Annotated in this window: 15 protein-coding genes; 8 read left to right on the forward strand and 7 right to left on the reverse strand. The window is 63.2% G+C overall.

Going from position 1 to position 14,483, the window contains the following annotated elements; all coding sequences use genetic code 11:
* From P8R33_RS04810 to P8R33_RS04825, 4 genes are read right to left on the reverse strand one after another with little or no spacing between them, the layout of a single operon-like run.
* Positions 1–576, reverse strand: a complete 576-nt coding sequence (locus P8R33_RS04810) for a polysaccharide biosynthesis/export family protein (protein ID WP_278327835.1) — start codon at positions 574–576, stop codon at positions 1–3.
* Between the two features lie 25 nt (positions 577–601).
* Positions 602–1,480, reverse strand: a complete 879-nt coding sequence (locus P8R33_RS04815) for a sulfotransferase family protein (protein ID WP_278327836.1) — start codon at positions 1,478–1,480, stop codon at positions 602–604.
* Positions 1,477–2,721 carry a DegT/DnrJ/EryC1/StrS family aminotransferase gene (locus tag P8R33_RS04820; RefSeq protein WP_278327837.1) on the reverse strand — a complete coding sequence of 415 codons (1,245 nt, stop codon included), beginning with the start codon at positions 2,719–2,721 and terminating at the stop codon, positions 1,477–1,479. Before P8R33_RS04820 ends, P8R33_RS04815 begins: the two co-directional genes overlap by 4 nt.
* Positions 2,721–4,817, reverse strand: coding sequence for a polysaccharide biosynthesis protein (locus P8R33_RS04825; protein WP_278327838.1), 2,097 nt, complete (start codon positions 4,815–4,817; stop codon positions 2,721–2,723). The genes P8R33_RS04820 and P8R33_RS04825 overlap by 1 nt, the downstream gene beginning before the upstream one ends.
* A gap of 389 nt (positions 4,818–5,206) precedes the next feature.
* On the opposite strand from P8R33_RS04825, the gene P8R33_RS04830 reads away from it, so the two are divergent.
* The 4 genes from P8R33_RS04830 (at position 5,207) to P8R33_RS04845 (ending at position 8,895) form a co-directional block, all read left to right on the forward strand.
* A complete protein-coding gene (locus tag P8R33_RS04830; RefSeq protein ID WP_278327839.1) occupies positions 5,207–6,412 on the forward strand; it encodes a glycosyltransferase family 4 protein in 1,206 nt (401 codons plus the stop codon).
* A 5-nt stretch (positions 6,413–6,417) separates the two neighbouring features.
* Positions 6,418–7,323, forward strand: coding sequence for a methionyl-tRNA formyltransferase (locus tag P8R33_RS04835; RefSeq protein WP_278327840.1), 906 nt, complete (start codon positions 6,418–6,420; stop codon positions 7,321–7,323).
* A complete protein-coding gene (locus tag P8R33_RS04840) occupies positions 7,320–8,012 on the forward strand; it encodes a PIG-L deacetylase family protein (RefSeq protein ID WP_278327841.1) in 693 nt (230 codons plus the stop codon). Before P8R33_RS04835 ends, P8R33_RS04840 begins: the two co-directional genes overlap by 4 nt.
* A 169-nt stretch (positions 8,013–8,181) precedes the next feature.
* Positions 8,182–8,895 carry a response regulator transcription factor gene (locus P8R33_RS04845; RefSeq protein ID WP_278327842.1) on the forward strand — a complete coding sequence of 238 codons (714 nt, stop codon included), beginning with the start codon at positions 8,182–8,184 and terminating at the stop codon, positions 8,893–8,895.
* A 141-nt stretch (positions 8,896–9,036) separates the two neighbouring features.
* On the opposite strand, the gene msrB is transcribed toward P8R33_RS04845, so the two are convergent.
* Positions 9,037–9,447 (reverse strand): peptide-methionine (R)-S-oxide reductase MsrB, encoded by a 411-nt coding sequence (gene msrB, locus P8R33_RS04850; protein WP_278327843.1) that lies wholly within the window; start codon positions 9,445–9,447, stop codon positions 9,037–9,039.
* 219 nt (positions 9,448–9,666) lie between these two features.
* Here msrB and rpsT point away from each other — a divergent pair, with 219 nt between their 5' ends.
* The 4 genes from rpsT to P8R33_RS04870 all read left to right on the forward strand — a co-directional run bounded on the left by rpsT (position 9,667) and on the right by P8R33_RS04870 (position 13,130).
* Positions 9,667–9,927: a 30S ribosomal protein S20 gene (rpsT, locus tag P8R33_RS04855; protein ID WP_278327844.1), complete on the forward strand. Its 261-nt coding sequence runs from the start codon at positions 9,667–9,669 to the stop codon at positions 9,925–9,927.
* 510 nt (positions 9,928–10,437) lie between these two features.
* Positions 10,438–11,850 carry a chromosomal replication initiator protein DnaA gene (gene dnaA, locus P8R33_RS04860; RefSeq protein ID WP_278327845.1) on the forward strand — a complete coding sequence of 471 codons (1,413 nt, stop codon included), beginning with the start codon at positions 10,438–10,440 and terminating at the stop codon, positions 11,848–11,850.
* Between the two features lie 96 nt (positions 11,851–11,946).
* The gene (locus P8R33_RS04865) at positions 11,947–12,369 is read left to right on the forward strand and encodes a DUF983 domain-containing protein (protein WP_278327846.1); all 423 of its coding nucleotides are present in this window, start codon (positions 11,947–11,949) and stop codon (positions 12,367–12,369) included.
* Positions 12,366–13,130 (forward strand): HesA/MoeB/ThiF family protein, encoded by a 765-nt coding sequence (locus P8R33_RS04870; RefSeq protein ID WP_278327847.1) that lies wholly within the window; start codon positions 12,366–12,368, stop codon positions 13,128–13,130. The genes P8R33_RS04865 and P8R33_RS04870 overlap by 4 nt, the downstream gene beginning before the upstream one ends.
* A 58-nt stretch (positions 13,131–13,188) precedes the next feature.
* Here the strand turns inward: P8R33_RS04870 and P8R33_RS04875 are convergent, their stop codons facing one another.
* Both P8R33_RS04875 and P8R33_RS04880 read right to left on the reverse strand, forming a co-directional pair.
* A complete protein-coding gene (locus P8R33_RS04875; RefSeq protein ID WP_278327848.1) occupies positions 13,189–13,719 on the reverse strand; it encodes a hypothetical protein in 531 nt (176 codons plus the stop codon).
* Between the two features lie 41 nt (positions 13,720–13,760).
* Positions 13,761–14,462: an NAD-dependent deacylase gene (locus P8R33_RS04880; RefSeq protein ID WP_278327849.1), complete on the reverse strand. Its 702-nt coding sequence runs from the start codon at positions 14,460–14,462 to the stop codon at positions 13,761–13,763.
* Positions 14,463–14,483: the final 21 nt, after the last annotated feature.

Below are 14,483 nucleotides of genomic sequence, written 5' to 3' on the forward strand. Positions count from 1 at the left end.
TCAGAACCACCGCTCGTGCACCATGATCCGGTCACCCGGGCGGATCGGCGTGTCGGCCGAAGCGGTTCCGGTAATGGTGCGACCGTCAAGCGTCCGGGTCACGGCCACCTCCGCCTGGTTGGCGCGATAGGTATAGCCACCGGCCACCGAAATGGCAGCGAAGACGGTCATGCCTTGGCGATAGGATACCTCGCCCGGGCGATTGACCTCGCCCATGACATAGACCGGCCGCAGTTCGAGCGGCTGGATGCTCACAGTCGGGTCGAGCAGCACTTGCTGGCTCATGAGCGCCTGTTCGACAGCGCGCTCAGTCTCGCGATAGCCGAGGCCTGCGACTTGCACATCCTTGATGACGGGCAGGGAAATCGTCCCTGCATCATCCACGATGTATTCGCCGTCCATGGCCGGCAGATCTTGCACGCTGACGCGCAACTTATCGCCAGCAGCGACGGTCATTTCGGGTGCTGCCAATGTGCTTATCGGCGAAAGCCCCGCCACGCCTGAGGCGCAGCCTGGCGCCAGCAGCATGGTCGAAGCGGCCAGGATAACCGCAGCGATCGAGCGAGGTGTTGTCATCGTCTTCCCCTCCCTTGTGGTCAGTTCACGCCAATACGGCGCATGTTGTCAAGCCGCGCTGCTGCGCGGCGGGCTGAAGCCAGTGCGAAAGATCGCGCCCGATCAGGCGTTCCAGGGCGCGGATGTCGTCGCGATAGAAATCCTGCAATCGCGCCCGCAGGTCGTCGTCGAGCGCCGGGTAATCGATTTCGCGCGCAAAAATACTGCGTGTCTTTTCGAACCAGGCAAGTCCGCGCAGGGGTTTGGCGAGCGGCTTCAACGGGGCGAGCGCGCGCCGGACCGGCAACGGCAGGAACCGCTCGCTGCTGTCGTTCTGCGAGCGTGCGGCGAGCGTATCGTCATAATGCGGTGGCAAGCCAAGATGCCTGCAGGTGCGCGCCAGCATCGCCTGCGGATCGTGTTTCACATCTTCGAAGAGGAACGCGAGTATCTGTCCGCGCTCGAAATGCTCCAGCCACCGCGCAAGGTGATGGGCATAGCGTCCATTGTAGAGGAAGCGGGGCATTTCGGCCTGCCGCGCGTCTAGATATGCAGCCACATCGCCGCCCACAAGCCCGCGACGAAACAGCATCTTGTAGTCAGAATAGGCGCGCTCGACAGGATTGCGAAATTGCACCACCACCTTGATGTCGGGATAGGCGGCGGCGATCCGAGCTGCGGCTTCGGTATTCGCGAGATAGTCTGCCGTCTTCTCGCCCCACAGTGTGCCCTCGGTCTTCCGGTCGGGAAAGAGGCCGCGATACCAGGACCAGTCCTTACCGTGGTCGCGCGAAAAGAAATGCGGTTCGATGTCGGGCATGAAAGCGCGCGGATGATTCTGCAGCTGCACCTGCAACCAGGTCGTCGCCGCCTTGATAGCGCCGATAACCATGAAATCGAGCGGCGGATGGAGCGGCGCGGTCATGCGGCGCTCTCCAGCCGCTCGACGATTTCGACAATGCGGCGGCCGATGGCGCGCATGTCGCACTCGTCCAGCGTATGGTCGACCGGGAACATGATCGTGCGACGGCCCAGATTCTGCGCGATCGCCAGTTCGCCATCGCGACGCACCGGGACGTCTGCGAAGGCCCCCTCGCGGCTCATGTCGGGGCACGAGCCGCTGCCGCACGCGATACCGTCGGCATGCAGCATGGCGAGGATCGCTGGCCGGTCGACTGATCTTACAAGCGCTTGGGGGTCGAGCCGCAGATAGCATTTGTAATAGGCGTGCTCGGCTTCGTCAGGCAGGTGCAGCGGCGCAATCGCCGGATGCCGGCAGGCTTCCTCGATCAATGCCTGCGCATTGCGGCATCGCTGGTCGAGCCAGGAAGGCAGCTTGCGCAATTGTGCCCTGCCGATGGCCGCCTGCATTTCGGTCATGCGGAAATTGCTGCCGAACGAGGAATGGAGGAAGCGGAATTCACCGGCCGGTGCCGGGCTAGGCTGCGCCAGCTCGACGGGGTCCTTGCCATGATCCTTGTAAGCCCAGGCGCGCCGCCAGACCGCCTCATCGCGCAACACGACCATGCCGCCCTCGCCCCCGGTCGACATGATCTTGTCGGTGCAGAAGGAGTAGCACCCGGCATCGCCGAACGAACCGACCGCGCGGCCTCGCCAGCGTGCTCCATGCGCCTGGGCGCAATCCTCGACCAGCCGCAACGAGTGCCGTTCGCAGACTTCGACGAGACCATCCATGTCGCATGGCTGGCCGGCCAAATGCACGCAGATAACGGCATGAGTGCGCGGACCGGCCACGCGCGCGACCGATCGCGGGTCGATATTCTGTGTGTCAGGCTCGACATCGGCAAAAACGGGGGTGGCGCCGACTGCGACGACAGCGCTGGTCGTAGCGAAGAAACTGCGCGCGGGAACGACGACTTCATCTCCCGGTCCTATCCCCAAGGCGCGCAGCGCGAGTTCGAGCGCGAGCGTGCCGTTGGCGACGGCGATAGCGTGCGGCACGCCGACGAAGTCTGCAAATTCTGCTTCGAAAGCGCGGGTCTGCTCGCCATGCACCAGGGCATTCGTCCGCCCCTCGGCAAGGACGGCGACGGCGGCTTCCAGCTCGTCGGATTCGTGGCGCGGCCAGTGCGAGCTTGCGAAAGCAGGCACGCTGTTCAAATGCCCCCTGGTGCCGTCGGCTGCGGGAAGGGTCGTTACGGCCATCAGGCTTCCTCCACCATACGCAGATTGGTGCTCTTGAGGCCGCCATCCTTGTCGAACACGAAATTGGCCGCGACGTCGGCATGATGGGGCAGCGTGATGAGGTTATGCGTGATCTGTCGGACGGCATCCTCGTTGCCGACGGCCACCTCATGGGCGAGCAGTTCGATCGCCCGCGTGATGAGCGGCAGCGGCACCGAGTTCGAATGCGCTTCGAATACGCCCGGGATACCGGAATCGATCTGTGCCTCGCAGCTGTCGAACAGTTCTTCAAAGAGCTTTTCGCCGGGCCGCAGACCGGTGAACCGGATCGCGATATCGACCTCTGGCTCGAGACCATAGAGGCGGATCATGCGGTTCGCGAGATCGACGATCTTGACCGGCGTGCCCATGTCGAGAACGAAGATGCGACCGCGCCGGGTGTCTTCCTGCAAGGCATGGGTCGATCCCTCGAGAATCAGCTGGACCGCTTCCGACACGGTCATGAAGAACCGCTCGATCTCGGGATGGGTGATGGTCAGCGGTCCGCCGGCGAGCAGCTGCTCGCGAAACAGCGGCACCACCGATCCAGAAGATCCTAGAACATTGCCGAACCGCACGGTCATGAAGCGCGGGGCGTCCGGGTCATCGACACCGCACAGATCCAGCGACTGGGCGTAAAGCTCGCCCACCCGTTTGGTTGCGCCCATCAGCCCGACGGGATTGACTGCCTTGTCGGTGCTGACCTGCACCATCGCGCGCGTGCCGAATTCGCACACCGCATCGGCGATATTCTTCGTGCCGAGGATATTCGTATGAGCGCCAGCGCAAGGATTGGCTTCGACCATCGGGACATGTTTCAGTGCGGCGGCGTGATAGACGATGCCGGGGCGGTGCTTGTCGAACACCCGGCAGACTTCCGAACTGTTGCGGATGTTGCAGAGCGCCACCGCCAGCTTCTGCTGCGGAAAGGCGTCGCGAATGCGCTTCTCGATCGCGTAGAGATTGTACTCGCTGTGGTCGAGCAGCACGATCTTGACCGGATTGAAGCTTGCCAGCTGCCAGACAAGCTCCCCGCCGATGGTCCCACCTGCGCCGGTGACAAGGATGGTTTCGCCGGCCAGCTGCCGTACCACGCTGTCGTCGCGAAAGCGCAATTCCTCGCGCCCCAGGAGGTCAGCAGTGGAGATCGTGTCGTCATTGGCCGCGCCGGAGTTTTCGATCAGCTGCCCCCAGTCGTCGCCGACCTTCGTCAGTTTGAGCTGGAGGTCACGTGCCTGCCGCGCCAGCGATGCGACTTGCCGGACACTCAGATTGATGCCGTCGTCGCACACCACGATACCGTCGGGCCGCATGCCGCGCTGTTCCAGCAAGGCCGTCGCCGTGACGAGGCCGCTGGGCACGCCCAGCACCGGAACTCCGCGCAATTGCACGATCGGACCGTCAGATTCCGGGAGCAGGATGCCGCAGATACTGATCGGGGAGGCCGGATGCACCCTGGCCATGTCGATGATCGAGGCCGCCCATTCGGCACGCCCGCACAGGATGACCCGCGAAGCTCCTTCGGCAAGGGTCTTCCTGGCAATGCGCGGGAAACCCACGTGCCTCATCTTGCGTAAAGCCCTGCGCGCCATGCGCATGAGCTGCATCGCAAGAAAGCTAAGGCAGAAATGCAGCAGCGCCAGTGCAGGCAGATTACCGGTCAGGAATCCGGCCGGTTCGATGAACGCAATCAGCGACCAGCCCGCGAGCAGTCCGGTGGCTACGGCGACGCCCATGATCGCGCAATCGGCGAAAGAGACGAACCGCCAGCTGCGACGGTAAAGGCCGAACAGATATTGGGTCGCCACCGCGGCCCCGCCGGCCAGGGCGATGGTCCAGGGCGGGAAAACCATCGCCGACGCGCTCGGCGGTGGGCTCAGGATCGGGAGAAGGAAAAGCAGCGCGCCGGTAATCGCCAAGAAATCCAGCGTCATCACACCGGCCAGTCGGATGGCCCTACGCATGGAAAGGCTGGGGCCCGTCGAATTGGCGAGTACACGTCCGATCACGTAGCGACGTCGGGCGACCGGGCTTGTCGGCAAATGGTGTCCACCCTGTACGCCGCCCAGATTGGCCATTGCCTACTCCATCCCGATCCAATGTACGACGGAAAAGGCGGTCGGTTCTTGCGCAGATTCCATCGAAGTCGCATCGGGACCTATCGCATCGGCGGCGGGCGCGCATTTGCTCTTCAAGCGATCAATCGGAAGGGGAGCGGCGTCACATCGGTCTATCGAAAACCCTGTGTCGATAAGCCATTCGGCGCGGCCCTGACCTGTCCCTATCAGATGCCGTCACGCCACGAAGGGAGGCTTGCTAACCCGAAAGGCTGATTGCCGATAATTCGGCTATCCTCCCGATTGGCGCACCATTCGCGGGCCTGTGCTCCTAATCTGTCCCACATGGTTCAGTTGTTGACAAGCTCGGCGCCCGCAGCAGATGCGGGCGGGAAATGCGGAGGCAATCGATGAAGGTTGCGGTCTTCTCCAGCCTGGCCTTTTCGCTGGTCAATTTCCGTGGAGACCTGTTGCAGGAGTTGCGCCGCGCAGGCCACGAGGTCGTCGCCGCCGCGCCCGACCGCGATGCCGCGGTCGAACCAAGGCTGGCCGAGTGGGGCGTTGCCTTCGAACAAGTGCCGATGGCCCGTGCGGGGACGAATTTGCTAGCCGATCTCCGCACCTTTCTAGCCTACGTAAAGCTCTTGCGTCGGCATCGGCCAGAAGCCGTCATCGCTTATACGCAGAAACCAATAATCTATGGCGGCCTTGCCGCGCGGCTATGCGGTATCAGACGATACTATGCGTTGATGTCGGGCCTTGGCTATCTGTTCAGTGATGCCGCGAAAGAGCGCAAACTGCTCAAGGCGGCGTTCTGTCGGCTTTATCGCGAGGGGCTGCGCGGCGCCAAACGGATCTTCGTCTTCAATTCCGACGACCGGCCCGACATGCTTGCCGCCGGCATTGTCTCGCCTACCAGCCCGGTTGTTCAGGTGCCCGGATCCGGCGTCGATGTTGACCGGTTTGCGCAAGCACCCCTGCCGGAAGGTCAAACCAGCTTCCTGATGATCGGCCGACTGATGTGCGACAAGGGCGTATGGGAATATGCCGAGGCTGCCCAGCGCGTTCATTCGACATATCCCAAAGCACGGTTCGCCCTGATCGGTCGTCCCGAACCCAGCAATCCCACGGGGCTGAGCGAAAGCGACACGGAGCGGCTGACGCGCGATTATCCGATCGAACTCATCCCGGAAACGAACGAGGTTCCGAAGTTCCTGGCCAGTGCGCATGTGTTCGTGCTGCCGTCCTATTACCGCGAAGGATTGCCCCGTACTATCCTGGAAGCGCTGGCTGTCGGCCGGCCCGTCATCACCACCGACATGGCGGGATGTCGCGACGCCGTGGTGGACGGCGAGAACGGTCTGCTGGTCGAGCCGCGCGATGCCGCTTCGCTCGCAAAAGCCATGCTGCGCCTCGCGGGCAATCGCCAGCTTGTCCGCCATATGGCCTCGAATGCGCGCAAGCTCGCCGAGGACGTATACGACGTGCGCAAAGTCAATGCGCTCTTGCTGCGGGAAATGCAGCTCGACCGGACCATGCCCCAGCATGCGAGTACGACCGTGGGTGCAGGCGCCTCGGGCGGCGATGGTCGCGCCTTGGCAGAGGGATCAGTCTGAGCCCGATGCGTATCGTTCTTGTCGGGGCTGTCGAGAGCACTGGCGTGGCGCTGAACGCCATGCGCGAGAGCGCGTGCGACATCGCGATGGTCGTCACGCTCGATCCTGACCTTGCTGGCCGGCATTCGGATTTCGTCGACCTGGCGCCGGATGCGCAGGAAATCGGCGCGCAGCTGCTCGCCATTCGCAAGACCAATGATCCTGCGACGCTGGACGCGATCCGGCAAGCTGAACCGGATGGCATTTTCGTGATCGGCTGGTCGCAGATATGCGGGCCCGATTTCCTTGCGATCGCGCCGGGCCGGATATTCGGATACCACCCCGCACCGCTTCCCCGCATGCGCGGGCGGGCAGTTATTCCATGGACAATTCTCGCCGACGAGAAGATTTCGGGCTCCAGCCTGTTCTGGATGGACGAGGGCGTCGACACAGGTGCGCTGTTGGCGCAGGAATTCTTCCACGTGGCACCGCGAGAGACCGCGGCAAGCCTTTATGCCAAGCATATGATGGCGCTCGATACGATCGTGCGGCGCGCCATCGAAGCCTTGGCCGATGGTAGCGCGCGCGAAATCCTGCAGGATGAAAGTTGCGCCACCTATTGCGCGCGGCGGCGTCCATCGGACGGTGAGGTGGACTGGCACCGGCCCGCTGAAGAGATAGACCGCCTGATCCGCGCAGTCGGCCGGCCCTACCCAGGCGCGTTCACCCAGTCAGGCGACGCGCGCATGACCCTTTGGGCCAGTTCCCCGATAGAGAACATCGATCACCATGCCTCCGCCGGGCAGATCGTCGGTATCGACGGCGAGGCTTTGATCGTGCAGACCGGATCAGGCGTGATCAGGATCGAGGAATGGAGCATGGACGGCGGGCAGCCGCCGCGGATTCACTCCGTCCTGGGGCACGCGCAATGACCGGTTCCACTCCCCTCGATCAATTGGGCCGCGTCCTCGTGGTCGCACCGCATCCCGACGACGAAGTGCTCGGTTGTGGCGGCTCAATCGCGCGCCTGAGGGATCATGGGCACGACGTCCATGTCGCCATCGTCACGACGGGCAAATCGCCGCAATTCTCCACCGATCTGGTCGCTCAGGTGCGCCGGGAGCTGGTGGCCGCTCATGCAGTGCTGGGTGGAACCAAAGTGCATTACCTCGATCTGCCGGCCGCCGCTCTCGACACGGTAGGCGCTGCGCAGATCAATGCCGCGGTCGCGAAAATCGTGGACCACGTCGAACCCGATACCGTCTTCGCCCCCTTCTTCGGTGACGTCCATGTGGACCACCAGCTGGTCTTTAACGCCGCGCTCGTCGCGTGCCGCCCGCGCTCCGCAAACGTGCCGCGGCTCGTGCTGGCCTATGAAACCCTTTCTGAAACGAATTGGGCGGCACCGCCGATCACGCCCGGGTTCCAGCCGAACGTCTTCATCGACATCGGCGAGTATCTCGATCGCAAGCTGGAAGCGTTTGCGAAGTTCGAAAGCCAGGTGAAGGCGTCTCCCGATGAACGCTCGCTCAAGACGATCGAAGCCCTCGCGCGGCTGCGTGGGTCGACCGTATTTCGCCAAGCGGCGGAAGCTTTCATGATGGTGCGAGAAGTAGTCTAGCGCGGAATGTGCACGGGTTGACCCATTTTGGCACGAGGTAAGAGTTAACGTTTCCTTCGGACTCGACTCAGTATTCGCAAGAAAGTAGTACCGTCTCATACAGAAATTGAGGTCGCTGAATTTTTCAGAGGATTGGTCGTTCTTTCGGGTCGAGACGGAGGAAAATACGATGCATTCTGTACAAGCGATACCCTTGGCGATCATCAGCCGTAATACTCTTGCGCGGGAAGGCATGCGCCGCATCCTGCATGGTGAGACGTTCGAGGTGATACAATCGAGCAATACAAGTTCGTCTCTGACGGATGCGGATATCGAGTTCGCGCCGCGGATCGTCCTGCTGGACGAGAGCGACGAGTGCTGTGTTGCAACCGAGGTCGAGCATATTCGCGAACAATGCGCCGACTCGCGTATCGTGGTATTGGCCAATGCGTATGATTTCGACGCCATGGTCGAGGCATTCCGGTCAGGAATCCATGGCTATATCGTTAAATCGATCGATTGCGATCCGCTGATCGAATCGCTCAAGCTCGTCCACCTTGGCGAGAAGGTCATGCCGAGCGAGCTGGCCAACCGTTTCCCGCAGCACTGGATCGACGAGACCTGCGCGGCCAGTTCGCAGAGCGAAATGCTGGATCTGCTGTCCGATCGCGAGCTCGAGACACTGCGATTTCTCGTGGTCGGTGCGCCGAACAAGGTCATCGCCCGCAGTCTAAATATCAGCGAGGCAACGGTGAAGGTCCACGTGAAGGCGATCCTGCGCAAGCTCGACGTGCAGAACCGCACCCAGGCGGCCATCTGGGCCGTGCGCAACGGCATCAGCATCCAGCACATGCCGGCCGAGCAATTGCCGGCTCCCGAGACCGCTGAACCGGTAGGAATGTAAACCCGTAATGGCACACCGGCGCTTGGTATCGGGGTGGCGGCTCAACGGTGTGCCAGGATTTCCAGGCGCAGTCCCCTTCCGACCCCATGGGTTCCTGCCACTTCGCTACTGATCGCTTTCGGTCGGTTCGGGCGGATTGTTCTATGATTGCGTGTCGTCGGGCTCGAACTTCAGGGCCGCGCTGTTGATACAATAGCGCATGCCGCCACGATCGCGCGGACCGTCGGGGAAGACATGGCCGAGATGGCCGTCGCAATTGGAACAGGTGACTTCGGTGCGGATCATGCCGTGACTGGTGTCGCGGTGCTCATCGACCGCGTCGCCTTCCGCCGGCGCAACGAAGGCCGGCCAGCCGCAGCCGCTGTTGTATTTGTCCTCGCTCTCGAACAGCTTCTGTCCGCAGGCGGCGCAGTAATACTCGCCCTCTTCGTAATGCTTGTCGTATTTGCCGGTGAAGGCGCGTTCGGTGCCGGCCTCGCGCAGCACGTGATATTGCTCGGGCGTCAGCTTCTCGCGCCATTCGGCGTCGCTGTGGATCGTCTTTTCTGTCACTTGCGGTCTTCCCTTCGCTTCGCTTGCTCTTATCTAGGCAAACAGACGGGGCAAACCAGCGTTCCGCCGCAGCCTGGCATGCACCAAGCAATTGCTTGACGATTCGGGGGAGCGCAGCTAAGTGCGCCGCTTTCCGGCGGCCCATGGGCTGCCTTTTCGAAACGCCCAGACGAGATTTTCCGCCGCGCAGACATTCGGCGCGGCCTGACGAGGACAGATATGGCCAATACGCCGCAAGCCAAGAAGCGCATCCGCCGCAACGAACGCCGTGCCGAAATCAACGGCGCCCGCATGAGCCGCATTCGCAACTATGTGAAGAAGGTCGAAGTGGCGATTGAAGGCGGCGACAAGTCGGCCGCGCAGGACGCGCTCAAGACCATGCAGCCCGAGCTTGCTCGCGGCGTGGCCCGCGGCGTGATGCACAAGAACACGGCCGCTCGCAAGATGAGCCGTCTCAGCAAGCGCGTCGCCGCGCTCTGATTCGCCGGCCTTCGGGCCCGCCCGGTAGCAATTCGACAGGGGTCCGCCGCATCGCGCGCGGACCCCTTGTTGCATCCCGGTCACGTAACGTCGCAACGCCGCAATGGAACCGTCAAGCAAGGCTAGAGATTCCTGCGATTCGCCTGCCACGGCGAAGCCAAACGAAGGTAAATCAGGGGCTTGAACGGCAGCCTGCGGGCTTGCGGCGAGTCAACAAGATTATTTCCGATTTATTGCAGTTATCCCCCTTGCGACTCATTCGCCCGCCTGCCTAAAACATCTTCACCGGCACGGGACGGGACAGCCCGCGCCTCACATTCGAACTGCTAGAGGGGAACCTCCGGAAAACACCGATTCCGGGGTGGGGCGAAGCTTTGCCCGCTCCCTTTCACGCGACGGGAACTGGTAGGATCGCGGAGGCCGATGCGCTTCCGCGCTTGGGGGAAGTTTGTGACTATGGGCAAGGGTGCCGAAGCGACAAAAGCAAAACAGAAAAATCGGGACGATTTCATGGAAGATAGTGAAGCTGTAAACCTGGCGGCCGACTGGTCGGACATCAGCCAGGGCCTGCGCAAGGATCTCGGGCATCAGCTTCACAGTCAGTGGATCAAACCGATCCAGGTCGGCGGGATCGACAAGGAAACCGGCACGCTCGACCTTTTCCTGCCGACCGAGTTCAGCGCCAACTGGGTCAAGGACCGCTTCGCCGACCGGCTGAGCCTCGCCTGGAAGATCGCGTGCAGCGACGTGCGCCACGTCAACATCCAGGTACACCCGGGCCGCCGCCAGGTCGCCGACCTTCGCCTGCACTCCGACGGTCGCCGCCCGGCCAATGACGGTGCCGACAGCTCGATGATGGCGATCAGCGCCGACACGCTGGGCGACCGCGGCTTCACCTCTAGCGTCGGCCTCGACCCCTCGCTGACCTTCGCCGCCTTCATCACCGGCGAAGCCAACATCCTCGCCTTCAACGCAGCCCAGCGCATGAGCGCGACGGAAAAGCCGCAGTTCAGCCCGCTCTACCTCAAGGGCGCGACCGGACAGGGCAAGACGCACTTGTTGCACGCCATCGGCCATACTTTCCTGCAGGCCCATCCGCGCAGCCGCATCTTCTACTGCAGTGCCGAACGCTTCATGGTCGAGTTCGTGCAAGCCTTGAAAGCCAACCAGATGCTGGAATTCAAGGCCCGCCTGCGCAGCTTCGATCTGCTGCTGGTCGACGACATCCAGTTCATCATCGGCAAGGCCTCGGCACAGGAAGAACTGCTCTACACGATCGATGCGCTGCTGGCCGAAGGCAAGCGCCTGGTCTTCGCCGCAGACCGGGCACCGCAGGCGCTCGACGGAGTCGAGCCGCGCCTGCTCTCGCGCCTCTCGATGGGCCTCGTCGCCGACATCCAGGCGGCCGACATCGAGCTGCGCAAGAAAATCCTGCATTCCAAGCTAACCAAGTTCGCGCCGCTGCAGGTGCCCGAGGACGTGCTCGACTTTCTCGCCCGCACGATCACGCGGAATGTCCGCGAGCTGGTCGGCGGCCTCAACAAGCTGATCGCCTATGCCCAGCTGACCGGGCAGGAAGTCTCGCTCCAGCTGGCCGAGGAACAGTTGACCGATATCCTGTCGGCCAATCGCCGCCGGATCACGATCGACGAAATCCAGCGCACGGTCTGCCAGTTCTATCGCATCGACCGCAGTGAAATGAGCAGCAAGCGCCGCGCGCGCGCCGTGGTTCGCCCGCGGCAAGTGGCAATGTATCTCTCCAAGGTGCTGACCCCGCGCAGCTATCCCGAAATCGGGCGCAAGTTCGGCGGACGCGATCACTCGACGGTGATCCATGCCGTGCGGCTGATCGAGGATCTGCGCCAGCGCGACGCCGATATGGACGGCGATGTGCGCAGCCTGCTGCGCCAGCTGGAGAGCTGATCGCTCCCCTCCGTACCCACAGGTAATGCACGTCTGATCGACAGCCCTTTGCACAGGGTTGTCGACAGCGCGCGTGCGAGCGGCCAAAGGGCGGTCATGGCCTCCGACCCATCGCGCTACGCCCTGCCTGCTTCCTTCGCCGAAACGCTCTGGCGCGGAGCGCGCTGCCGGTGTCCGCGCTGCGGCGAAGGCACACTATTCCGCAAATGGCTCAAGCCGGTCGATGGGTGCGCGCATTGCAACCTCGACATTTCGGGCCAGCGGGCGGACGATTTCCCGGCCTATATCGCCCTGTTCGTGACCGGCCACCTGCTGGCCCCGGTGCTGATTTTCCTCGTCGCCGAACTGGCGCTGGGCGCGATGGCGATCGTGGCGATCATCGTCCCGCTTGCGGTGGTGATGCTGGTCGCCTTGCTCCAGCCATCGAAAGGCGCAGTGATCGGCATGCAATGGTGGAACGGGATGCACGGGTTTCGAAAAGAGCGCCTGCCCGACGCCGACGAGGACGCTGCGGGATGAGCCTGTCCGATGATCGCCTCGACCGCTTCGCCCGCCATATCGTGCTGCCCGAGATCGGCGGCGCGGGGCAGGTGGCGCTGGCTGGCAAGCACCTCGTTCTCGTCGGCCTCGGCGGGATCGGCTCGCCGGCGCTGCAGTATCTCGCCGCAGCAGGGATCGGCAGGCTGACGCTGGTCGACGACGACAAGGTCGAGGCGAGCAACCTGCAGCGCCAGACGCTGTTCAACACGCGCGACATCGGCCACGGCAAGGCCGTCATCGCCAAGCGCTGGGTCAGCACGTTCGACCCTGCGCTCGATGTGACGATCAGCGACCGGCGCATCACTGCCGAAAATGCCCACAGCCTCGTCGTCGGTGCCGATCTGGTGCTCGACGGGACGGACAATTTTGCGACCCGCCTGGCGATTTCCGATGCCTGCGTGGCCGAACGCGTGCCGCTGTTGTCGGCCGCCGTCGGTCGCTTCCAGGGCCAGGTCGGCGCATTCGCGGGTCACTTGCCGACCGAGGCCTGCTATCGCTGTTTCGTCGGCGACGCCTTCGATGCTGAAGACTGCGATACCTGCGCCGAGGAAGGCATGCTCGGCGCGATGGCCGGCTGGGCAGCGACCTTCGCCGCGCTACAGGCAGTGCGAGCGTTGCTGGGGCCGTCGGGCAACATGCCGGATATCGACTGGGGGCGGGTCTACCTGCTCGACGGACTCAAGCCAGACATGCGCAGCTTCGCGATTGCAAAGGATCCCGCCTGCAAGGGGTGCTCCTGAAACGCAGGCATCAGAATTGCGGGAAGCACTACAGGCAAATCATCGAGCACCCGCCGACTTATTGATCGGGGCAGGCTACGTACGTCTGGCTTTCCCCGTCGCCCTCGCGGATGCGGATGCGGTCCTCCGTTTCGCGCGCGAAATAGACCACGCGGTGTTCGGTTTCGCCGTTCGGATTCTCGAAGGGATAGGTCACGGCGAGCGCATGGCCCTTCACGCGAATGTCGCTGGCAAAGCCGCCGTCCTCGAAGAAATTCACGCGGTCGTCCTGCACCGTCACGCGGTAGAAGCTGCGCGCGGAGCAGTTTTCGGGGGAGGTTGCCCATGTCCCGCGAAAGGCTTCCGGGATCGCTTGCACTTCGCTGCGCGCGCTGGCGTTTGCCGTAGAGCCATCGGTGGCATCGTCACGCTCCATTGCATCCATGGCAGCGTCCGCATCCCCGGCGGATATATCCTCCACTGCGCTGTCATCGTCCGAGGCGGTCGGCGTTGCGGTGGCGATATCGGCCTCGGGCTCGGCGGCAGGCTCCTGACTGGAACAGGCGGCGAGAATGAGGGCGAGTGCGGTAGCGCTAACAATCTGCTTCATGGGGCTGAAATTCCGTCGCCGCTCGGGCGTTCCGACAGGCCTTACCTATCCAGCAGCGTATCGACCCACTCGGGCACCAGCTCGCTAGCCCTGCCCTGCCGACTTTCGTCGAACCAGCCCGAGCCCTGACTGCGCTCGAGATTCAGCTCCAGCGTGCGTGCGCCCAGGCTGCGCGCATCGCGCACGAAACCGGCGGCAGGATAGACCGCGCCGGAAGTGCCAATGCTGACGAACAGGTCCGCGGTGCGAAGCGCAGCATAGATGCGCTCCATCTCGTAAGGCATCTCGCCGAACCAGACGACATCGGGTCGCAGCGCATTCGTCCCGCAGGCGGGGCATGGCGGACGGTCCGCAAGCGTGCCGGTCCACGGGTTCTTCGCATCGCAGGCGGTGCACCATGCGTTGAGATGGGTGCCGTGCATGTGCAGCACCCGCTTCGCTCCGGCGCGCTCATGCAGGTCGTCGACATTCTGCGTGACGATCAGGAGGTTGCCCTCCCAGTGCTCGTCCAGCCGGGCGAGCGCGTCATGCGCGGGGTTGGGCTGCTTCCTCTGGATCGCCTCGCGCCGCATGTCGTAAAAGCGCAGCACCAGATCGGGATCGCGCGCGAAGCCTTCGGGCGTGGCGACGTCCTCGACCTTGTGCTGTTCCCACAGCCCGCCCTCGGCGCGGAAGGTGTCGATGCCACTCTCGGCCGATATCCCCGCGCCGGTCAGGATCACGATGTTGCGTATTTCAGCCATTCCTCTCAAGTAGCGAAGGCA

Origin of the sequence: Qipengyuania flavescens, from assembly GCF_029688735.1 — a bacterium.
In the GTDB taxonomy this organism is placed as follows: Bacteria; Pseudomonadota; Alphaproteobacteria; order Sphingomonadales; family Sphingomonadaceae; genus Qipengyuania.

What these genes read in the sequence shown, in the direction of transcription:
- P8R33_RS04845 (WP_278327842.1), top strand. Translation starts at nt 8,182, where the DNA reads ATGCATTCTGTACAAGCGATACCCTTGGCGATCATCAGCCGTAATACT.
- P8R33_RS04825 (WP_278327838.1), bottom strand. Translation starts at nt 4,817, where the DNA reads ATGGCCAATCTGGGCGGCGTACAGGGTGGACACCATTTGCCGACAAGC.
- P8R33_RS04865 (WP_278327846.1), top strand. Translation starts at nt 11,947, where the DNA reads ATGGCCTCCGACCCATCGCGCTACGCCCTGCCTGCTTCCTTCGCCGAA.
- P8R33_RS04840 (WP_278327841.1), top strand. Translation starts at nt 7,320, where the DNA reads ATGACCGGTTCCACTCCCCTCGATCAATTGGGCCGCGTCCTCGTGGTC.
- P8R33_RS04835 (WP_278327840.1), top strand. Translation starts at nt 6,418, where the DNA reads ATGCGTATCGTTCTTGTCGGGGCTGTCGAGAGCACTGGCGTGGCGCTG.
- P8R33_RS04810 (WP_278327835.1), bottom strand. Translation starts at nt 576, where the DNA reads ATGACAACACCTCGCTCGATCGCTGCGGTTATCCTGGCCGCTTCGACC.
- dnaA (WP_278327845.1), top strand. Translation starts at nt 10,438, where the DNA reads ATGGAAGATAGTGAAGCTGTAAACCTGGCGGCCGACTGGTCGGACATC.
- P8R33_RS04880 (WP_278327849.1), bottom strand. Translation starts at nt 14,462, where the DNA reads ATGGCTGAAATACGCAACATCGTGATCCTGACCGGCGCGGGGATATCG.
- P8R33_RS04875 (WP_278327848.1), bottom strand. Translation starts at nt 13,719, where the DNA reads ATGAAGCAGATTGTTAGCGCTACCGCACTCGCCCTCATTCTCGCCGCC.
- P8R33_RS04830 (WP_278327839.1), top strand. Translation starts at nt 5,207, where the DNA reads ATGAAGGTTGCGGTCTTCTCCAGCCTGGCCTTTTCGCTGGTCAATTTC.
- P8R33_RS04870 (WP_278327847.1), top strand. Translation starts at nt 12,366, where the DNA reads ATGAGCCTGTCCGATGATCGCCTCGACCGCTTCGCCCGCCATATCGTG.
- P8R33_RS04815 (WP_278327836.1), bottom strand. Translation starts at nt 1,480, where the DNA reads ATGACCGCGCCGCTCCATCCGCCGCTCGATTTCATGGTTATCGGCGCT.
- rpsT (WP_278327844.1), top strand. Translation starts at nt 9,667, where the DNA reads ATGGCCAATACGCCGCAAGCCAAGAAGCGCATCCGCCGCAACGAACGC.
- P8R33_RS04820 (WP_278327837.1), bottom strand. Translation starts at nt 2,721, where the DNA reads ATGGCCGTAACGACCCTTCCCGCAGCCGACGGCACCAGGGGGCATTTG.